Source organism: Pseudomonas sp. GW821-FHT02C04 (assembly GCF_059421845.1).
In genome coordinates this window covers 157,741-177,702 of record NZ_JBWKVT010000001.1, presented here as the reverse complement: position 1 = coordinate 177,702, position 19,962 = coordinate 157,741, and the positions used below count along the sequence as shown (strand labels likewise).

At 60.8% G+C, this 19,962-nt stretch carries 20 protein-coding genes and 1 pseudogene; 10 read left to right on the top strand and 11 right to left on the bottom strand.

Features of this window, described 5'->3' with window-relative positions; genetic code table 11:
• The first annotated feature begins 37 nt into the window (after positions 1 to 37).
• Positions 38 to 709 (top strand): class I SAM-dependent methyltransferase, encoded by a 672-nt coding sequence (locus AC07VV_RS00885; RefSeq protein WP_495034870.1) that lies wholly within the window; start codon positions 38 to 40, stop codon positions 707 to 709.
• Positions 710 to 714: 5 nt separating this feature from the next.
• On the opposite strand, the gene AC07VV_RS00880 is transcribed toward AC07VV_RS00885, so the two are convergent.
• Both AC07VV_RS00880 and AC07VV_RS00875 read right to left on the bottom strand, forming a co-directional pair.
• Positions 715 to 1,869 (bottom strand): NnrS family protein, encoded by a 1,155-nt coding sequence (locus AC07VV_RS00880; protein WP_495034869.1) that lies wholly within the window; start codon positions 1,867 to 1,869, stop codon positions 715 to 717.
• A 1-nt stretch (position 1,870) separates the two neighbouring features.
• Entirely contained in the window at positions 1,871 to 2,119 is a 249-nt protein-coding gene (locus AC07VV_RS00875; protein WP_495034868.1) for a transmembrane sensor/regulator PpyR, read from the bottom strand.
• Between the two features lie 263 nt (positions 2,120 to 2,382).
• On the opposite strand from AC07VV_RS00875, the gene AC07VV_RS00870 reads away from it, so the two are divergent.
• The 3 genes and pseudogenes from AC07VV_RS00870 to AC07VV_RS00860 form a co-directional block, all read left to right on the top strand.
• Positions 2,383 to 2,886, top strand: a complete 504-nt coding sequence (locus AC07VV_RS00870; RefSeq protein ID WP_495034867.1) for a VOC family protein — start codon at positions 2,383 to 2,385, stop codon at positions 2,884 to 2,886.
• A 32-nt stretch (positions 2,887 to 2,918) separates the two neighbouring features.
• Positions 2,919 to 3,752 carry a helix-turn-helix transcriptional regulator gene (locus AC07VV_RS00865; RefSeq protein ID WP_495034866.1) on the top strand — a complete coding sequence of 278 codons (834 nt, stop codon included), beginning with the start codon at positions 2,919 to 2,921 and terminating at the stop codon, positions 3,750 to 3,752.
• A gap of 101 nt (positions 3,753 to 3,853) precedes the next feature.
• A pseudogene (locus AC07VV_RS00860) lies at positions 3,854 to 3,994 on the top strand (helix-turn-helix domain-containing protein); the annotation flags it as partial.
• Between the two features lie 124 nt (positions 3,995 to 4,118).
• Here AC07VV_RS00860 and AC07VV_RS00855 read toward each other — a convergent pair.
• The 3 genes from AC07VV_RS00855 to AC07VV_RS00845 all read right to left on the bottom strand — a co-directional run bounded on the left by AC07VV_RS00855 (position 4,119) and on the right by AC07VV_RS00845 (position 8,381).
• Positions 4,119 to 6,884, bottom strand: coding sequence for a hypothetical protein (locus AC07VV_RS00855; protein ID WP_495034865.1), 2,766 nt, complete (start codon positions 6,882 to 6,884; stop codon positions 4,119 to 4,121).
• Positions 6,885 to 7,066: 182 nt separating this feature from the next.
• Positions 7,067 to 7,438 carry a DUF6124 family protein gene (locus AC07VV_RS00850; protein ID WP_495034864.1) on the bottom strand — a complete coding sequence of 124 codons (372 nt, stop codon included), beginning with the start codon at positions 7,436 to 7,438 and terminating at the stop codon, positions 7,067 to 7,069.
• Positions 7,439 to 7,793: 355 nt separating this feature from the next.
• Complete coding sequence (locus tag AC07VV_RS00845; RefSeq protein ID WP_495034863.1) at positions 7,794 to 8,381, bottom strand: LysE family translocator; 588 nt, start codon at positions 8,379 to 8,381, stop codon at positions 7,794 to 7,796.
• A gap of 142 nt (positions 8,382 to 8,523) precedes the next feature.
• On the opposite strand from AC07VV_RS00845, the gene AC07VV_RS00840 reads away from it, so the two are divergent.
• Entirely contained in the window at positions 8,524 to 9,309 is a 786-nt protein-coding gene (locus AC07VV_RS00840) for a type 1 glutamine amidotransferase domain-containing protein (protein ID WP_495034862.1), read from the top strand.
• Here AC07VV_RS00840 and AC07VV_RS00835 read toward each other — a convergent pair.
• Both AC07VV_RS00835 and AC07VV_RS00830 read right to left on the bottom strand, forming a co-directional pair.
• Positions 9,287 to 11,524: an ATP-binding protein gene (locus tag AC07VV_RS00835; protein ID WP_495034861.1), complete on the bottom strand. Its 2,238-nt coding sequence runs from the start codon at positions 11,522 to 11,524 to the stop codon at positions 9,287 to 9,289. The genes AC07VV_RS00840 and AC07VV_RS00835 overlap by 23 nt on opposite strands.
• Positions 11,521 to 12,126: a biliverdin-producing heme oxygenase gene (locus tag AC07VV_RS00830; protein WP_495034860.1), complete on the bottom strand. Its 606-nt coding sequence runs from the start codon at positions 12,124 to 12,126 to the stop codon at positions 11,521 to 11,523. The genes AC07VV_RS00835 and AC07VV_RS00830 overlap by 4 nt, the downstream gene beginning before the upstream one ends.
• Before the next feature lie 272 nt (positions 12,127 to 12,398).
• Between AC07VV_RS00830 and AC07VV_RS00825 the strand changes: the two genes are divergently transcribed.
• Entirely contained in the window at positions 12,399 to 13,019 is a 621-nt protein-coding gene (locus tag AC07VV_RS00825; protein WP_495034859.1) for a LysE family translocator, read from the top strand.
• Here the strand turns inward: AC07VV_RS00825 and AC07VV_RS00820 are convergent.
• Positions 13,016 to 13,429, bottom strand: a complete 414-nt coding sequence (locus AC07VV_RS00820; RefSeq protein WP_493091688.1) for a VOC family protein — start codon at positions 13,427 to 13,429, stop codon at positions 13,016 to 13,018. The two genes, AC07VV_RS00825 and AC07VV_RS00820, sit on opposite strands and share 4 nt — an antisense overlap.
• Before the next feature lie 109 nt (positions 13,430 to 13,538).
• Here AC07VV_RS00820 and AC07VV_RS00815 point away from each other — a divergent pair, with 109 nt between their 5' ends.
• Genes AC07VV_RS00815 through AC07VV_RS00805 form a run of 3 tightly spaced genes read left to right on the top strand, consistent with a single transcriptional unit; the run spans position 13,539 to position 16,072 of the window.
• Complete coding sequence (locus AC07VV_RS00815) at positions 13,539 to 14,621, top strand: bifunctional transcriptional activator/DNA repair enzyme AdaA (RefSeq protein WP_495034858.1); 1,083 nt, start codon at positions 13,539 to 13,541, stop codon at positions 14,619 to 14,621.
• A 23-nt stretch (positions 14,622 to 14,644) separates the two neighbouring features.
• Positions 14,645 to 15,442: an isocitrate lyase/PEP mutase family protein gene (locus AC07VV_RS00810; RefSeq protein ID WP_495034857.1), complete on the top strand. Its 798-nt coding sequence runs from the start codon at positions 14,645 to 14,647 to the stop codon at positions 15,440 to 15,442.
• Positions 15,443 to 15,445: 3 nt separating this feature from the next.
• The gene (locus tag AC07VV_RS00805; protein ID WP_495034856.1) at positions 15,446 to 16,072 is read left to right on the top strand and encodes a DNA-3-methyladenine glycosylase family protein; all 627 of its coding nucleotides are present in this window, start codon (positions 15,446 to 15,448) and stop codon (positions 16,070 to 16,072) included.
• A 13-nt stretch (positions 16,073 to 16,085) separates the two neighbouring features.
• Here the strand turns inward: AC07VV_RS00805 and AC07VV_RS00800 are convergent, their stop codons facing one another.
• From AC07VV_RS00800 to AC07VV_RS00790, 3 genes are all read right to left on the bottom strand, one after another.
• A complete protein-coding gene (locus AC07VV_RS00800) occupies positions 16,086 to 17,183 on the bottom strand; it encodes an extracellular solute-binding protein (protein WP_495034855.1) in 1,098 nt (365 codons plus the stop codon).
• Between the two features lie 2 nt (positions 17,184 to 17,185).
• The gene (gene aguA, locus AC07VV_RS00795) at positions 17,186 to 18,301 is read right to left on the bottom strand and encodes an agmatine deiminase (protein WP_273537208.1); all 1,116 of its coding nucleotides are present in this window, start codon (positions 18,299 to 18,301) and stop codon (positions 17,186 to 17,188) included.
• 99 nt (positions 18,302 to 18,400) lie between these two features.
• On the bottom strand, positions 18,401 to 19,285 hold the full coding sequence (locus AC07VV_RS00790; RefSeq protein WP_495034854.1) for a LysR substrate-binding domain-containing protein: 885 nt from the start codon (positions 19,283 to 19,285) through the stop codon (positions 18,401 to 18,403).
• A 124-nt stretch (positions 19,286 to 19,409) separates the two neighbouring features.
• Between AC07VV_RS00790 and AC07VV_RS00785 the strand changes: the two genes are divergently transcribed.
• Complete coding sequence (locus AC07VV_RS00785; RefSeq protein WP_495034853.1) at positions 19,410 to 19,898, top strand: GFA family protein; 489 nt, start codon at positions 19,410 to 19,412, stop codon at positions 19,896 to 19,898.
• Positions 19,899 to 19,962: the final 64 nt, after the last annotated feature.

Below are 19,962 nucleotides of genomic sequence, written 5' to 3'. Positions count from 1 at the left end.
CCTATCCTTGTCTGCACCCGCATCCTCGGAGCTCGCCATGCCCTCGCCTGAATCCACCCTGCTCCAGAGCTGGCACCACAACGCCCTGGCCTGGACCGAAGCCGTGCGCAGCGGCGCCATCGAGAGCCGTCGGCAGGTCACCGATCAGGCCATTCTGCTGGCAATCATGGGGCGCCAACCCGAGCGCGTGCTCGATCTGGGATGCGGCGAAGGCTGGTTGTTGCGGGCGCTGGCCGAACGCGGGATCGAAGCGGTCGGCGTGGACGGTGATGCAACACTGGTGGAGGCAGCGCAAGCGGCAGGATCGTCACCGGTGCAGGTCGCCAGCTATGAAGATTTGGTAGAAGCGAAAGTCGACATCGGCCGCGATTACAACCTGATCTGCGCCAACTTTTCCCTGCTGCATCAGGACATCATCCCGCTGCTCGCCGCCATGAACGCCCTGCTCGTGCCCGGCGGTGCGCTGGTGATCCAGACGCTGCATCCGTGGTCGGTGGCAGCGGGTGATTATCAGGATGGCTGGCGGGAGGAAACCTTCGATGGATTCAAGGGCCAATGGCGACCGATGCCGTGGTATTTCCGCACCTTGTCCAGTTGGCTGAATGCGCTGGACATGGCCGGATTTCAGTTGAGCAGTCTGCGCGAGCCACAACATCCGCAAAGCCCTGTGCCACAGTCGTTGTTGATGATTGCCGAGCGTCGCGGCTGAAAAAGCTACAGCCTCGGCTTGAGCAGGATCCCGGTGTAATGCCGTAAAAACAGCGCGAACCCCGCGCACCAGAGCGCCACAGACAAACCGAGGCCGAGGCTGGAAAACGGCACCAGCAACACCCGGCAACCCGCCGCGATCAACACCGATGCAAACCCCAGCACCACGGCTTTCGGCGGTTGCAACAACCGGCCGGTGTGACCGAGGCTGACCCGTGCAATCATCGCCAGAATCAACCCGCCCACGCCGCCGACCGCCAGTGCATGGGTCGCCAGGCTTTGCTGGCCGAGCAGTCCGAGATGCCAGGCCGCCATGTCCCAAGTCGCCAACGCCATCCAGCCGTAAGCCAGGTACAGCGACCACAGCAGCGGCACCCGCCACATCCCGCGATCATGCCAGCGGATCAGCCGCAGCATTTGCAAACTGCCGGTGAGCGCAAACAAGCCCGCCAGCCACAGCCGTGGCGAATCATTGAGCCCTGCCGCAAATGTGACGGCGGTCAGCAGGCTGCCGATCAGCAGCAAGCGTGTTGGCAGTGGGTTGGCGACCGGTGCCGGTGGACGGTTCAAGCCACGCTGGATAAAGAACGGAATCACTCGCCCGCCAATCACAGTCATCAGCGCCGCAATCAGCCACAACGCGCCCAGCACGCCTTGGCGCTGCAAACCGGTGTCATCGTTGAACAGGCCAATCAAGGTTAGTGCCTGACAACCCGCCATCAGCCCGAGCACCAGCACAATCGGGTAGTTGTCGCGTTTGCCCGCAGCAATCAAGTCCCGCGTCAGCATCACCGCCAGCAGCGGCAGAAAAACCCATTGCAGCCCGAGGATCAATCCAACGGGCAACGGTAGCCACCAGGCCACGCGACCAAGCAGCCAGACCGACACCAAAGCGATCAACGCCCCGCCGCGTACACCGGGAATTCCGGTCCAGTTGGGCACCGCCGTCAGCAGAAACCCGGCAACGATCGCCGCCGCGAAACCGAACGGCATTTCATGCCGATGCCAGGCGAGCATGCCGCCCGCCGGTTGCAGATCGAACCAATGGCCGTAAAGCCACAAACCCCAGATCAGAATCGCCAGAGCGGCGAATCCGGCCCCGGCCAGGAACAGCGGCCGAAAGCCCAGGCTGAACACCGGCGCCGCCGCGAGTCTGCGCATCTCAGGCCACCGCCATGGCTGGGTATCGAGCCAGCCGATACTGCGACAGCAAACGCATCACATAGCCGATCTTGATCAGCGTCGGACCGACGATGGTCATCGCGTGCATCGCCACCAGCAAAGCAATCGGCATGTGGCCCTGATACAGATAAGCGCCATAGATCCCGGCCAGCAACATGACCAGACCGGCGACGAGCACTTTGCTCGACAGGTGCAGAACGTTCAGCGGATTCTCGAAGACAGTGAACATGTTTCGTACTCCTGAGCGGATCAGTTTGTACGTTGAACAATTCAACTTGCGTGCCAGATTTTTAGCTCAGCAATATCAGCCAGTTGCGAAAATACGAGTCAATTTGACACAAACACAAAAGAGTCTTTTTGACACACCTCAAAGTCAATACGACTACACCTCATCCTCACAACAGCCAACCACTCGATCCACGGCACCGCCAGCTGATCACAAACTGACTACGCTATTAATCCAGCGTGTCTAACCTGCCGAGGATGACTGCCATGCAACGCTTTCAAAAGCTGACCCCGTGCCTGTGGTTCGACGATCAGGCCGAGGCGGCGGCCAAGTTTTACTGCTCGATCTTCGATCACTCGAAAATCACCGCCCTGACCCACTACAGCAAGGTCGGCCAGGAATTCCACGGTCGCCCGGAAGGCTCGGTGATGACCGTCAGTTTCGAACTCGACGGCCACACCTTCACCGGCCTCAATGGCGGGCCGGTGTTCAAGTTCAATGAGGCGATCTCGTTCCAGGTCAATTGCCAGAACCAGGAGGAAGTCGACCATTTCTGGGGCAACCTGTCCGCTGGAGGTCCGGTGGAAGCGCAGCAATGCGGCTGGCTCAAGGACAAGTTCGGCGTGTCGTGGCAGATCGTGCCGGTGGCGTTCATGCACATGATGACCGATGCCGACCAGAGCAAAGCCCAGCGGGCGATGCAGGCCATGTTCGGGATGAAAAAACTCGACATCGCCGAACTGGAACGAGCCTTCGCCGGCCAGAGCTAATACACTCGGGCACTGGCCTGCCGAGAACCCCAATGATGAAAGCTGTCGCCAAGAACCCCGAACAAGCCCCGCGTTTCTGGCGCGACGACGCCCTGCCCTTCATCGAGGCCCGGGCCATCGCCGACGGGCGTGAGGTCTGCTATTCACGGCATTCCCACGCGCACTTCTCCATCGGCGCGATCACCGCCGGGCGCAGCACCTATGTGCATGAGCAATCCTCGTTCGAAGTGGCGGCTGGCACCGTGGTGCTGATGAATCCGGGGGATGTGCACGCGTGCAACCCGATCGATGATCAGCCATGGTCGTATCTGATGTTGTATGTGGAAACGCCGTGGCTGACGGATCTGCAGCATCAGCTGGGGTTCAGCGCGGAGCTTGAGTTTCGGCGGTTTTCCGATACGCATTTGAATGATGCCCGCCTGTTTCGCGACTTGAATGCGTTGTACGCAGTGTTGGTCGACGATCAGCAAGACGTGCTGCGCAAACAGAGCGCGGCAGTGGAGTTCTTCAGTGATCTGCAACTGCGCCTGAACCCCATCGAACAACCATTGCGCGAGCCAAACTTCAAACTCGAACGCGCCGCCGAGTTCATACGCCAGCATTGCACCGACCTGCTCAGCCTCGACGACATCTGCGCCGCTGCCGAATTGTCACCGTCATACCTGATTCGTGCCTTCAAACAGCATTACGGCATGACGCCTCATGCGTTTCTGATTAACCAGCGCATTCAGTTTGCCCGTGAGTGCCTGCGGCGCGGGCAGTTGATTGCGGATGTGGCGCTGGAGGCAGGGTTTGCCGATCAGGCGCATTTTCAGCGGGCGTTCAAGCAGCATCTGGCGGCTACGCCGGGGCAGTACCGGGGATAACAGCAAAACGGCCCGCATTGCTGCGGGCCGTCAGGGTAACTAGCAAAGTCATTGGTCATGACTTTGTCGCAGGTAAATAAATGCGTCCCCTTTTACTCGCCATTCAATTTGCCCGTGAGTGTCTGCGTCGCGGGCAGTTGATTGCGGATGTGGCGCTGGAGGCCGGGTTTGCTGACCAGGCGCACTTTCAGCGGGCGTTCAAGCAGCATCTGGCGGCGACGCCGGGACAGTATCGGGGATAACAAAACGGCCCGCATTGCTGCGGGCCTTGAGGGTAATCGGCAAAGTCATTGATCATGGCTTTGTCGCAGGAAAATAGATGCGTCCCCTCTTATTCTTTACGCGTCCCCTTTTACGTTTTTTACGCTAACTGACCCATCTCATAATAAGGTCGTCGATTTCATAGTCGTTACCACCGTCACCGTTATTACCTCCACCTCTATCTTGGTGGCTTACTAGATTTACTCGATATGTACCGCTCGTAGTGACACTGAAAACATTCGACTGCGTATACCACTGACTATTTCGAGGTACATTGAAAACCGGAAGAATCGTCAGCCCCGAAGATGTGCTTACCGAAAATGAAGGTGCCAGATCCGGAGGTTGGGGGGATATATTACGAACTCGATAGCTGAACGAATACCTACTTCCACCGACCAACTGAAATGACTGACTGAACAATACACCAGCATGACCAGTATGGGCCGGAGTTAAATTCCGAAATACTCCCCCAGCGATAGCGCCTTGAAAGCCTGCTGGCCCCTTCAGCCAACCTCCAGAAGTACCATTATTGAAATCCGTTATCGAATCTCTCCAGGCCACAACTGTAAGTGATCTAATTGCCGACTCCGTCCCGTTGCCCAACTCTCTGACTCTATAATTATGATTACCAACCGCCTGCCCCGTTACGGTTCGCTGGAAATCACCCTTCGCGTCCACGACAAATGTATCTATCACCGAATTGTTGTCACGCAGCTCAGCATTTTCACCGGCATTAGCCGTGCCTGTAATCACAAGCCTAATCGCATGGGTAGATGCTCCATGTGCAACGAGCGCACCGGTGGCGGTGTTTTCGTTCACCTTGGTGATAGTTGCGTTGACGAGGGCCACGACAGTCAGGGTCCAGACATTGGAGTACACATTCCCGGGGTGATACAGCGACTGAATGTAGAACCGATGGGCGCCCTGCGCGGCCGTGATGGTGATCGAATAGTCGCCCGCCGCGTTGGCGGTCACCTTGCCCAACGGCTTCGCGGTCGCGCCGCTGCCATCGTACAACTCGCCCTGCTGATGGGGGCTCAGCTTGCCTCTGAAAAACAGAGTGGGCACCGTGGTGGTTCCTGCGTTCGCAACAGGTTTACCGTTGGCGTTGTTTTCGTTCACATTGACGATGGTCGGTATCACGAGAGCAACAACAGTCAGCGTCCAGACATTGGAATACACCGTCCCGGGGTGATACAGCGACTGAATGTAGAACCGATGGGCGCCCTGCGCGACCGTGATGGTAATCGAATAGTCGCCCGCCGCGTTGGCGGTCACCTTGCCCAACGGCTTCGCGCTCGCGCCGCTGCCATCGTACAACTCGCCCTGCTGACCAGGGCTCAACTTTCCGCTGATCACCAGCGTGGTTGCCGTGGTGGTTCCTGCGTTCGCAACAGGTTTACCGGTGGCGGTGTTTTCGTTCACGTTGACGATGGTTGGCGCAATGAGCGCCACAGCCTTGATCGTGTAGACCCGATCCGGAAACTCCACGGCCGTCGCCCTGACATTGCTCATGTCCATCGACACCGCGAACTTGATGATCAGTGAAGTTCCATCTCCAAGTTCCTTAAGGAAGCTGTTCTCCAACACTTGAGGCCAGAAACCCTGACTGACCCAAGTCGGATTGACCCGCGCCGGCAGACCATTCCACAAGGGCAGATTAACGACCGTACCGTCCGCGTTCTTGCCCTCCAGCGAAAGCCAACACGGCATGCCATCGGCAATCAGCGTCCAGAGCAAGGCGTGATTCGTCGCGTTTTTGGTGCCCAGCGCAGTGACGTCGAGCACGTTGTTCGCATTCGCTTCCAGAATTTTCGGCGGGATCAGCGCCGTGGCGGGCAATGGCAGGATGTTCAGTGGCAAGACTTGCGATGAGGTCAAGACACCATTGCGCTCGATGACATAGGTGACCTTGACCCCTTTGCCCAGGCTGTAGGCCAGCACCGAGCGCGGTACCACGAATTTCAGACCCGCACTGACCAGGCGTTGCGGACTGGTGAAGGAAGCCCCTGGCGCACTGATCGCGCCCTCCCATACGACGTGGACCTTGTCGCTGGGCAACAGAGTGCCCGCAGGCACCACTACCTCGACATTCTGCAAGGTCGGATTGAAGTTGTTGCCTGTCTGCCCCGTGACGGTGGGGGGCCGTAAAACAAGTGTGTTGGCGGTGATAACGATAGAGGTCGTCGGCGACACATTGCTGTTAGTAAGTTGATCAATATGTATGGCGCTGACTGGGTGGGTACCGTCACCGATCTGCTGGAGGTCAGTGAGCGTCAGGTGGTAAATGATCGGTTTGGTGTCATCGAAGTTGTTAAACGTGATGCTCCAGTTGCCGATGGTCAGCGTCACGGTTCCATAGGGGCGCGGGTAGCTGATGGTGATGGTGATTGGTCCCGTTTGTCCCGGACCGACACTTGGCGGATGGCTGACCGTGACGCCGGAGGCCGGGTTGTAATACAGCACCTTCAATGGCAGAGAATCCTCGTTATTTCCGCTCAGTCGCTGTACCCGATAACGCATTGTGTTTACACCGTCGTTGAACCATCCCGGCTGAAGATGCAACAACATCCGTTCGCTTTCCTTACCTGGCCTGACGTAGTCACTCGCGCCCGTCGCAACGCCGTTCACCCACACCGTCACGGTATCGTAAGCTTCAAGCACGCCACCCAGCGCACCATTTTTCGAATTGGCCAGCATCACCAACGGATCAACCACGATGGCCAGGGGTTGAATTGCCGAATAAATGGAACGGGGCACCCCGCGATCGGCATATCCCGGCGGTTGCACCGTTTGTATCGAGCCGGGGAGATGCAAGGGATAGAGCTTGAGCACTGCATCAGCTTCCAGTGAATTGACGTTGATGTTCATCTTGTTCTCCTGGCGCCGGCGCCGGCCATATCGGGTTCGAACCTCATCACACCGCGAAAGGGGCGCATCGTCACCTGTCAGATCTGACAGGTGAGGCAGACTTCAAGACGAATGGTCGTTGGTGAACTGTGTCCTGCGGACGCAAAAACGACCCCTTAAAGGAGCCGTTTCGGTTCCATCACTCAGACGCGAGGTTCAGCTGCCACCTCCAGATTATCCAGCGCCCGATTCACCGCCAGTTCCCCCAGCATGATCAGTTGCGCAATACCCAGCAGCACATGCCGATGCGAGCCATCCACCAGTCCGGCGAAGTCGGTGGCCATGGTTTTGGCCGAGGTCAGGGTTTCACAGGCGTCGGCCAGCAGTTCTTCGTTCGGGATGCCGGGGGCGATGAGGTAGCGGGTGTTGGGTTTGAGCAGCGGCTTTCTGGGGTGGAACGGATTGAGGTAGTGATCGAGGGCGCGTTCGGCGGCTTCGTGGAATTTCTTTGAATCGAGGGTTTCGTAGGGCGAGGTTGTATCTGTTTCAGGCGGGTTTGGCGTTGGCTTGATCATGGTGAAGCTCCTTGATAGGCGGAGCTGCAACCGTTCGCGGTCAATCGAAACAGGTGGCAGCTGTACGCGGGTTGACCGACCGGGAATCAAGGAACCCGGCATACCCGAAGGTATCCCGCGCACAACCGCCATAAAACGAACAGCCATGAAAGCTGAACGAAAACGGCACGCTGGCGCCTTGATTGAGTCGGACGGTCAAGTCCGGTCGCTGATTCGTCAGCGACCGACACACGATAAAACCCGGCCCCAAGGCCCACAAGCCGGCGGATTCTGGCGGATGCGTAGGCAATGGCGCAAGGTGTTGTGGCTTGCCGGACGCATCCTTAAACACCTTTAAACCCAAGGGCCGCCCCGCTCACGGCAGCAACAGATACCCCGCACTCACCGCCAACAGCAACGCCATCCCCCGATTGAACAACCGCATCCCCGCCGGGTTACCGAGATAGCCACGCAGAAACGTCCCGGCATAGACCCAGCAACCTACCGACAGATAACAGATCACCAGATACACCGCCGCAAACTGCCACACCAGCCGCGCCTCGCCATCGGCGACAAACGCGCCCATCCCCGCCACGCAGGCCAGCCAGGCCTTGGGATTGAGCCATTGCATCACCGCGCCATAAAGCATCGACGGTGCCCGCCCGGAATCCTTCGCGTTCAACCGCCCGTCATCGGTGGCCAGCTTCCAGGCCATGAACAGCAGAAACGCCACGCCGGCCAGTTGCACCACGCGGGTCAGCGACGGCCACAGTTTCAACACTTCGTGCAGCCCCAACCCCATCAACACCAGCAACAGCACAAACCCCAGCGTCGCCCCGGCCACATGCCGCTGGCTGGCACGAAAACCGAACTGCGCACCGGAACTCAACGCCACGATATTCACCGGCCCCGGGGTAATGGACGCGGCCAGGGCAAACGCCGCCATCGACACAATCAGACTCATCGCACACCTGCTTCAAATCGAGGAACAAGGCGCTCACAGTAGCCAGCACACACCGGGCGGTATTGAAGGAAATTACCCCCGTGCGCTCAGACCCACTACGCTTTGGCCATGCGACCACTTTTGATCAGGAAGTCCGCCCTCGATGATTTTGATTCTGCTGCCCTCCGCCGATTACGACCCCACCGAAAGCAGCGTGCCCTGGCAGGCATTGCGCAACGCGGGCATCGAGGTACGTTTTGCCACGCCGCAAGGCTTGCCCGCCCACGCCGACTCACGACTGGTGGACATCGGTTTCGGCCTGTTGAGTTCGATGCTGATGACGCGCAAGGCCGACCTCGACAGTTACACGCAGATGATCGAATCCGAAGCGTTTCGCCAGCCACTGGCGTATGCCGATGTCGACACGACCCGGTTCGACGGTTTATTGATTCCCGGCGGTCATGCCAAAGGGATGCGCACGCTGTTGGAGTCCACGCAGGCCCAGCAGATCGCCCTGCAATTTTTCAAGGCTGAAAAACCCGTGGCAGCGGTGTGTCATGGCGTGTTGTTGCTGGCCCGGACGCTCGATCCCGACACCGGGCGCTCGGTGTTGTTCGGGCGCAAGGTCACCGCGTTGCTCGCGGCAACCATGGAGCTACCGGCGTGGCTGATGACCTCGTTCTGGCTGGGGCGCTACTACCGCACCTACAAACAGACGGTCGAGGCAGAAGTGAAAACCGCACTGGCCAGCAAAGCCGATTTCATACGCGGCCCACTCATCGCCAAGCGAGATTGCGCGCAGTCACCCCACGCGGGATTTGTGGTGCGCGACGGCCAATTGCTGACGGCGCGCTGGCCCGGCGATTGCCATCGATTCGCCGCCGAGTGGGTGGCCCTGCTGCAGGCCACCCGACGCGAGCCGGTATTCAGTCCAGACGTGGCACGGTGAAGCGGAATTCGCTGCCCTGCCCCGGCTCACTCTCGGCAACGATCCGCCCGCCATGGGCCTCGACGATGCCTTGCGTGATGTACAAGCCCAGTCCGGTGCCGGTCGGATTGCCTTCCTTCACCGTCCAGTAGCGGTCGAAAACGTGCGGCAAGTGATCCTTGGGAATGCCTTCGCCGCTATCACGCACGGTGAAGACGATTTCATCGCCGACAGATCTGGCATGCACGCCTACCGTGCCCAGGCGCGGAGTGAATTTGATCGCGTTGCCGACCAGATTCGACAGCACCTGGAACAGTCGCTCGGGGTCGGCATGGATGCGCAGATCGGGATCCGCCTCGAACGAGATGCTGATGTCCTTGTCCAGCGCCAGCGGCGCGAGCAGTGATTGCGCCTCTTCAAACATCTGCGCGACATCGAGTTTCTGCGGCGCGATGGTGTAGCGCCCGGCGTCGATTTTCGAGGTGTCGAGCAAGTCTTCCAGCAGCGTGTTCATGCGCCCGGCGGCTTGCTGCATGGTGTCGATGGCGGTCGAGATACGCCGCGAGGTGTGCGGCCCGTCTGAGCTGAAAGCCTTTTGCATCATGCCGCACAGCATCGAAATGACGGTCATCGGGTTGCGCAGATCGTGGGACACCACCGCCACCAGCTCGTCGCGGGCGCGCACCGCTTCCTGCTCGCGGCGCACTTGGCGGGCCAGATCGTTTTCCAGCGCCGAGCGGCGCAGATCATTGGCGGCAAACAGATCACCGTGGCTCCACTTGCTGGAAATCCCGGCCATCTCGACCTTCCAGATTTCGAACGAAGTACGCGGCCGCAGGCGCAGGCCGGCGTCGGAGTTTTCCAGGTCCAGCGGCTTGCGCGGGTCGCCGCTCCAGTTGATGTTCTCTTTGACTTCGGGGCGGAACCACAGCACGCCGTTGTCCACCGGTTTGGGCAGGCTCATGGCGAGCACGCCGCTGGCGACCTGCTGATAATGCGCGGCCGGCGGATAGACGCTGGCCAGGTGATGACTGGCAAACACCGGCTCGCCGCGCTCTTGCAACCATTTGTGCAATGCGCGAATCGCTTCCGGCTCCGGGCAGTTGCCGTAACGGTGCAATTGCTTGTCTTCGATGATCGCAATACCGCCGGCATTGGCCAGCGCCATCAGGACTTGTGGCTGGTTGGCCAGGCCATCGAAGACGTTCTGCGGCGAATCGATCATCGCTTGATTGAGCAACGCCAGCGCATCGACCTTTTCTTCGCGCTGACGGCTGACTTCCAGCGCTTCCATCGCGCTGATCTGTAGCGACAGCACCTGGCCGATGGTCTGGCAGGCCGTGCGCAACTCATGGGGTACGTGCAGCGGCTGACGGTTGCCGCAACTGATCAGACCCCAGAGCCGGTCGCCCTTGAGCAGGGAAATGCTCATCGAGGACAGCACGCCCATATTCTTCATGTACTGGCAGTGGATCGGCGACACACTGCGCAGTGTGGCGAAGCTCAGATCCAGCGGGGTCTGAGTGTCAGGGCGCAACTTGGGCACCAGCGGCACCGGTTGGTAGTCGGCATTGGGGATGATCCGCAGCCAGTTGGTGCGGTACAGCTCGCGGGCCTGCTCGGGGATATCAGATGCAGGGAAGAACAAGCCGTTGAAGACTTCCATCGACGGATCGGACGCTTCGGCGATGACCTGACCGTGGCCCTCCTCTTCGAAGCGATAGATCAGCACCCGGTCGTAACCGGTCATGGCCTGGATTTCCTTGACGCTGATGTCGTACAGCGCCTGCAGGCTCTGGGCCTTTTGCAGGCGCGCGAGCATCCGCCCGAGGTGGGTTTCAGTGCCGGCGACGTTGCGCGGCTGGAAGTTTTCGACGTGGATTTCCAGCTCCAGAATCAGCACATCCTGATGCCGGTGCAGCAATCCTTCGAACGCGGTGCCGTTGAGTCGAAAGTGCAGCGGCGGCGCATCGGACAAGGTCGGCTGCTGCAAGGCCTCGCGAACCTGGGCGGCGTGGGCATCGCCGATCAGGCTTTGCAGTGGCTGGCCGATCAGCTCTTGCGCCGGACGGGCGAGCAACGTCTCGACGTTGGCGCTGATCTGAATGATCGAAAGGTCCGGCTCGCTCAGGGTCAGCAGCAACCCGTGAGGCTGGATCGCGCCGGGAAAACGGATCGGCTCGTCGGCGCAGTTGGCCAGCAACTCTTCAAAGGCTTCTTTGTCTTGCGGGGTCATACCAGAACCTCCTGGCTTTCGAGCCAGCGCTCGAAACAGCTGAATGTGGTGTGGGCGGCCGCCACGACGGCTTCGCGCTCGTCGGCGTCCATCGAGCGACTGCCCAGGTATTCGATGAAATCGCGCCAGCGCCGGCCGGTGGCAGCGCCGTAGATGTCCAGAAACGCCGCGCCGTTGTCCGCGCCCAGGCTCAGACGTGTGGCGATTTCCCGGCGCAGGATCTGCCCGCCGAGAGTTGCGCCTTCCAGCACGTACAGCACGCCCAGGCACGCGGCGGCAGAGTCGATGACGGGCAACTGGCGGCAGATCGAAAAGTCCTCGTCGTTTGCGCCCAACGCTTGCAGGTCGCGTTGCAGGGTCGGCGCCTTGAGGCGTGAAATCAGATCGAAATCGGCAGGGATCTCGCCGCTGTCCTGCAATGCATTTTCCAGTGGCTGATAAAAGCCGTAATAGGCGCGCATCAATCGCTCGAAAGCGTGCAGATCAAGAGTGTCGGAGAAGAAAGGAAGGCGTTTTTCCAGTGCAATGTGCAGTTCGGCCGTGCCGGCGCGCAGGTCCTGCAATACCGGTGGTACATGAACCTCGCGGGCCTTTGCTTGCATGTAGTCGCTCGTACAGTGGGCCGCCTGGGGCCATGTGGGGATGGAAAAGCATGGCGCGAAAGCTTACACGGCAATTGTCCTTTCTGACCCGGCAGATGGTTTTTCTGGCGGATTCATCACCCTGTGAAGGTTTCAGAGTTGACGGGGCGGAAGAAAGTTCGAACGGATTCACTCCCGAAAATCGCTGTACCGCGACTCCGCAGCCTGACTGTACGGTTCCGGCCCGCCATCAACATGATAAAAATAGCCGTCCCGCCACCGGAGCCCGCGTCATGGATCTCGCCACCCTTTCCCTGTTTCTGCCCGCCTGTTTCGCCTTGAACATGGCACCCGGCCCGAACAACCTGCTGTCGGTCAGCAACGCCACCCGTTACGGCTATCGTCGCGCCTGCGTGGCGGGTGTCGGTCGGTTGCTGGCGTTTGCCGGGATGATCGCTCTCGCGGCGGCGGGGCTGGCGGTGGTGCTGCAAACGTCCGAGTTGCTGTTCTACGGGATCAAGATTGTCGGCGCGGGGTATCTGTTGTATCTGGCGTGGCAGCTGTGGCGGGCCAATCCTGCCGCAGAAGACGCCGTTACTGCGCCGGCAAGTGGGCTGCTGGCGCTGGCTCGTCAGGAATTTCTGGTGGCCGCAGGCAACCCCAAGGCAATCCTGATCTTCACCGCCTTCCTGCCGCAATTCGTCGACCCGGCCCGCGCCATCACCCCGCAATTCATGCTGCTGGGCGCGCTGTTCCTGCTGCTGGAATGGATCGCCATCAGCGCCTACGCCTACATGGGGCTGCATATGCGCCGCTGGTTCGCCGAGCCGCGCGGCAAACGGATTTTCAACCGTTGCTGCGCAGGGCTGTTGTCGGCGGCGGCTTCGGTGTTGTTGATGGCCAAACGGGCCTAAGCTTCGGACGGGCCTTTGAGCTCGACCTGATTGCCGTCCGGATCGAAGCAGTACAGCGACAGGCCATTGCCCTCGGCGCCGAAACGGGTGGCGGCCTTGTCGACGGTCAGGCCGCAGGATTGCAAATGGCTGACCAATGCCTCTTCATCGAACGGCTCGATGCGCAGGCAGAAATGATCGACATTGCGCCGCTCGCTGCCGGCAGCCGCGCCGCCCTTGCGGCCGATTTCGCCGTCGAGGTCGACCAGGTCGATCATCGACGTGCCGGCGCGCAAGTGCACCAGACCGAACTTTTCGTTGCGCTTGACCACTTCGGCACCGAAGACCCGGTCGTAGAAATCAATGCTGCGTTGCAGATCGGCAACGCGCAGCACGATGTGATCGATGTGGTGAATCGTGAACGGTGGCATACCTTCATTTCCCGAGTTGTAGCGACCCGATCACTGTAGTGCAGCGGCCCGAAAATTCACTGTCGATTTTTCGGTGGAGCCATCGAATAACTGGTTTTATCCTCGGCCCATGAACATACAGACCGCTGCCCTGCCCCCTCACGCCGAAATGGTTCGCGCCATGCTCGCAAGCGACACTGCCTATGAAGGCGTGTTCTTCACGGCCGTGAAAACCACCGGGATCTTTTGCCGCCCGACCTGCACGGCGCGCAAGCCGAAACCGGAAAACGTCGAGTTCTTTGCCCACGCTGACGACTGCCTGTCCGCCGGTTACCGCGCCTGCCTGCGCTGCAAACCGCTGGACGCCGCAGCCATCGCGCCGGACTGGGTGCAACGGCTATTGAAAGCCGTCGACGCCGATCCGGAGCTACGCTGGAGCGATGCGCAATTGCTCGCCGAGGGCAACGAACCGCTGAAGCTGCGGCGCTGGTTCAAGCAGCATTTCGGCATGACCTTTCATGCGTGGCTGCGCACCCGTCGGCTCGGCATGGCGTTGGGCGGGATCAAGCAAGGCACCTCCATCGACCATGCGGCGTTCGACTCCGGTTATGAATCCCTCAGCGGTTTTCGCGATGCATTTCAGAAGTCGTTCCACATCACGCCGGGGCGCGCAGCAACCAGCGAGCCGCTACTGTTCACCCGGCTGACCACGCCGCTGGGGCCGATGATCGCCATGGCCGAGCGACGCGGGCTGGTACTGCTGGAATTTCTCGACCGCCCGGCGCTGACCCGGGAAGTCGAAGAATTGCAAAACCGATACGGCTACGTGGTCGCGCCGGGACACAACGCCCATTTGCAACTGATCGAAAACGAGCTGGCGCTGTATTTCGCCGGCAAGCTGAGCGAGTTCAGCGTGCCGTTGCACCTGCCGGGCAGCGAGTTTGCCCGGCAGGTCTGGAGCGAACTGCGGCAAATCCCCTACGGCCACACCAGCACGTACGGCAGCATCGCCGCACGTCTGGGCAAACCCGGCGCCAGTCGCGCCGTGGGTCTGGCCAACGGGCACAATCGGCTGTCGATCGTGGTGCCTTGCCATCGGGTGATCGGTGCGGACGGCTCGCTGACCGGCTATGGTGGTGGGCAACCGCGCAAGGCGTTTTTGCTCAGGCTGGAAAACGCAGCCGTGCAGCTGACGCAACCGTTGGCTTTCTGACAAACCGACAAGAAGGGATCTCGATGAACGCGCTCGACACACAGTTTCACCAGTTGCACCACGATGGCCTGCTGATCCTGACCAACGTTGCCGACGCCACGGGCGCGCGGCTGGTCGAGCAACTCGGCGGCAAAGCGGTCGCCACCAGCAGCGCCGCGGTGGCCTGGGCCCACGGTTATCCGGACGGCAACACCCTGCCGCTGGAGCGTTTGATCAGCACCGTGGAATCAATTGCCCGGGTCATCAAGGTACCGTTGAGCGTGGACATCGAGGCCGGTTATTCCGATGACCTCGATCGGGTCGCCGAAGTGATCGATGCGGTTGTCGCAGCAGGCGCGGTCGGGATCAACATCGAAGACGGCAACGGCACGCCGGAACTGCTGGCGCGCAAGATCGAAGTCGCGCGGCAAGTCGCCGACAAGCGCGATGTGAAACTGTTTATCAATGCCCGCACCGACGTTTACCTCAAAAGTCTGGTGCCGGCCGAGGATCGCGTCGCCGAAACCCTGCACCGCGCGGCGCTGTATCAGGCAGCCGGGGCCGATGGCCTGTTCGCCGCCGGGGCAACTTCCGCCTATGAAATCGAAGCCATCTGCAAAGGCACGACGTTGCCGGTCAACGTCCTGGGCTTCGCCGGCCTGCCCTCGCCCGATGAGTTGAAAACCCTCGGTGTACGCCGCCTGAGCGCCGGCTCCGGCATCGCCGAATTCATGTATGGCGCGATGGGCTCACTGGTGAAAAGTTTCCTCGCCAGCGGCAAGCTCGATACCCACGACCTAAAGGCCTTCACCTATGGCGAAGTCAACGGTCTGCTGAAGTAAGCCATGCTCGATCCCTACCAACCGGCCAGCGAGTTTCTGGCCAGCCTCGACGCCGACTGGCAGCGCCACATCGCTGCGGTCGGCCCTTGCCTGCATCAGCCGCATCCGGCGCGTGATCCCTATGAATCGCTGGTGCGGGCGATTGCCTATCAGCAACTGCACGCCAAGGCGGGCGACGCGATTGTCGGGCGGTTGGTGGGGTTGTTTCCCGGGCAATCGTTTCCGCGTCCGGAGCAGATTCTGATGACGGACTTCGATCGGTTGCGCGGTTGCGGTTTTTCGGCGGGCAAGATTGCGACGATTCAGGGGATTGCCCAGGCAGCCCTGGATGGCGTGGTGCCGGATTACTCGACCGCGCTGGCGATGGAGGATGAGGCGCTGATCGAGCGTTTGGTCAGTTTGCGCGGGGTTGGCCGATGGACCGTCGAAATGTTGCTGATCTATAGCCTGGAGCGACCCGATATTTTGCCGGCGGATGACTTTGGTGTGCGCGAGGGGTATCGGCGGTTGAAGGGGTTGGAGGTGCAGCCGACGCGCAAGCAGATGATCGAGATCGGGTTGGCTTGGAGCCCGTTTCGGACGGTGGCGGCTTGGTATTTGTGGCGGGTGCCAAAAGCGCCCTCACCGTAAGTGAGGGCGGCTTTCAAAGGCCCGATTTCAACCGACTGAACGCCCTCACCAACGCCCGGTTGAACGCCTTGCCATTATCATTCTTGCTATACAACGAAGCCCTCACCGCCTCCGGCGGATAAGTCCCCGGATCATTACGAATCGCAGGATCAATCAACCCGTCCGCCGCCGTAATCGCATTGGCGTAGTGAATGGTGTCAGTGATCGGCGCGATCACCTCAGGCGTCATCAGGTAATCCATCAATGCCAATCCGGCCTCGGGGTGCGGTGCATCCTTGGGAATGACCATGGCATCGAACCAGATCAGCGTGCCCTCTTTCGGAATCCGGTAATTCAACTTGAACGGCTTGTGGGCCGCTTCGGCCTGGCCCGCTGCGATGGCGACGTTGCCGTTCCACGACATCGCCACGCAGGTGTTGCCGTTGGCCAGGTCGCTGATGTTCAGGTCGTTGTCGAAGTAGCGGATGTACGGACGGATCTTCGCCAGTTGCTGTTCGGCGAGTTTCAGGTCGTCGAGGCTCTGACGGTTGATGTCCAGGCCCATGTACTTCATGACCGCCGCGAACACTTCGTTCGGATCGTTGAGCAGGCTCACCCCGCAATCGGCGAATTTCGACACCACCGCCGGATCGAACAGCATCGCCCAACTGTCCCGTGGCGCCTCCGGCAAGCGCTGCTTCACGGCTTCCTCCTGATAGCCGACGCCGGTGGTGCCCCAGGCGTAAATCCCGGCGTAGCGGTTGCCCGGATCGAACACCGCCATGTGCTGACGGAACTCGTCGCCGACCCCGGCAAAGTGCGGGAGCTGCTGCTTGTTCAAAGTCTGGATCGCGCCGCTCTCGATGGCCCGCGACAGGTGCTGGCCGGCGGTCAGTACCAGGTCGTAGCCGCTGCGGCCGGTGAGCAATTTGGTCTCGACGGTTTCCAGCGAGTCGAAGTGATCGGCGACCACCCGAATTCCGGTTTTCGCCTCGAAATTCTTCAGGGTATCCGGGGCCAGGTACTCGCCCCAGATGTACAGGTTGACCACCGGTTTCGCCGTTTCGGCGGCCTGCACACACAGGGGTGCAAGCACCAGCAATAACGCTTTACTCAGTTTGTGCAGGCCCAAGGTCAGGCTCCTTTTTTCTGGCCGGCGTATTGCGGCATGGTGATGCACGCGACGTTGCCGCCACCGAGCAGGATTTCCCGGGAGTTTTCGATGCCGACGATCTTGTGCTGCGGGAACAGTTCGGCGAGGGTCGCCAGCGCCACCTGATCGTTGCGATCACCGAACAACGGCACCACGATCGAGCTGTTGCCGGCGTAGTAGTTGATGTACGACGCACAGATCTTGGTGCCGGCCTGACGGGTGTGGGTGCTGTCCTGCTGATCGAGGCCTTCGGCTTCTTCGGCGGTCCACTCCAGCACGTCCGGTTGCGGAAGCTTGTGCACGATCAGCTCGCGGCCACGGCTGTCGCGGGTGCTGCGCAGGATGTCGTAGGCCTCCTGATAGATTTCCCATTGCGGATCGTCACGGTTGTCGGTCCATTGCAGCACCACTTCGCCGGGGCGCACGAAGCACGCGAGGTCGTCGACATGGCCGTCGGTTTCGTCGAACTTGCAACCGCGCGGCAGCCAGATCACTTGCTCGGCGCCGAGGTAATCGGTGAGTCGGCGGGTGACTTCGTCCTTGCCCAGATGCTGGTTGCGATTGCGGTTGAGCAGGCATTGCTCGGTGGTGAGGATGCTGCCCTGGCCGTCACTCTGAATGCCGCCGAGTTCGGCAATCAATGGCGCGCGATAACGGTCGAAACGTTCGATTTCGAGGATCTTGCTGGCGATCTGATCGTCCTTGTCCCACGGGTAGTAGAGGCCGCCATCGAGGCCGCCGTAGGCGTTGAATTCAAAATCGACGCCACGCACTTCACCGCTCTGATCATTGACCACAAAGCACGGGCCGCTGTCGCGGAACCAGGTGTCGTTGCAGGTCATTTCCACCACGCGCACTTGCGGCGGCAACTGGCGGCGAGCGGTGGCGAACTGAGCCGCCGAAGCGCAGACCGTCACCGGTTCGCTGTGGGAGATCGCGGTGACGATCTGCACCCAGACTTTCTGCGCAGGCTTGGCACCGTTGCGCCAGACGTCGGTGCGCTCCGGCCAGCCGAGCCAGCAACCGGACTTGGCTTCGAATTCGCCGGGCAGACGGAAGCCGTCCTGTTTCGGGGTGGTGTCGAGCAAACGTGCCATGGTCAAACCTCGTCATCGGGATGGGAATGACCTCAGGCTACGGTCGCGGGCCGTCGCGCCGCCAACGATGATTATTTCGGAACAGTTGAATTCAACTCATCAATCCGCCAGTTGATCGTTGAACCATTCCAGCATCTGCGCCACCGCCGGACGCTCCAGCCGCACTCGCTCGCAGACCAGTGCGTACTGGCCCAGCGCGGTCATGCTGGAGGTGAACGGTCGCACCAGACGCCCGCTCTGCAAATCCTCCTGCGCCGTGAGGTTGTCGCCCATCGCCACGCCCTGCCCTTGCGCCGCTGCTTCCAGCGCCAGGCCGGCGTGGGCGAAATACAACTGACGCTCCGGGCGCAGGTCGCCAGCATGGCTGGTCAGCCACGCGGTCCAGGTCTTGCCGTCCTGATCGTCGTGCAGCAGGCAATGCCGGGCCAGGTCCTTCGGGGTTTTCAGGTTGCCCTGGTTGAACAGGCCGGGGCTGCACACCGGGAAAAACTGCAACGCCGGCAACGGGCGGACGAAATACGCGCTGCTGTCCACCGGGCCGGTGCCGTAAGTGATTGCCAGATCGATATCTTCGCCGGGTGCGGTGGCCTCGATCGGCTGTTCGTAGAGGTGCAAGGTGATGTGCGGATAACGCGCGTAGAAATCGGTGAGACGGTTCATCAGCCACTTCTGCGCGAGTTCTGCCGTGACTGCCAGCCGCAGAACGGCGAGCGAGGACGGATCGCGCAACTCGTCGCAGGCATCGCCGATCAGTTCGAAGGCTTGCTGCAGGCTCTGCATCAGGCGCCCGGCGGCGATGGTCGGGCGAATCTGCCGGCCCTCGCGGATGAACAGCGACACGCCCAGTTGCTCTTCGAGCTGGCGGATCTGATGGCTGACGGCACTGTCGGTGACGCACAGCTCTGCTGCGGCCCGGCCGAAATGCGCGTGGCGGGCGGCGCATTCGAAGGTTCGCAATGCAGCCAGAGAAGGTAGTCGGCGCATGGGTTTTGATCCCGATTTTTTGCGCCATGCTGACCGGGCTTTGCGCGGGCGTCCATAGCGGCGGCACAGGCGCGACATCTCTTCTAGGCTGAACCGCATCGACACAGCCCCACCGGAGGCCACCATGCACCTCGAAGGCTCCTGCCACTGCGGCGCGGTTTCATTCACGCTCACCAGTGCCCACCCCTACCCTTATCAACGCTGCTACTGCTCGATCTGCCGCAAGACCCAGGGCGGTGGCGGCTATGCGATCAACCTCGGCGGCGACGCGGCCAGCTTCAAGGTGCGCGGGCGCAAACACATCACGATCTACCACGCGAAAATGAAAGACGAAGGCGATACACGCGCCCACCGCAGCACCGCCGAACGGCACTTCTGCTCGTTGTGTGGCAGCGGTCTGTGGCTGTTCAGCCCGGAGTGGCCGGAGCTGATCCACCCGTTCGCCTCGGCCATCGACACGCCGCTACCGGTGCCGCCGGAACACACCCACCTGATGCTCGGCTCGAAAGCCCCGTGGGTCGAAGTGCAGGCGAGCGCGAAGGATCAACAATTCGAGGTCTACCCCGAAGAATCCATCGCGCAATGGCACGAACGGCTGGGGTTGAGCCGATAGCCGCCTTCACAGTCTTTGACAGTTTCTCGACAAAGCTGCCAAAGATTGCCGGACGGCACCTCAC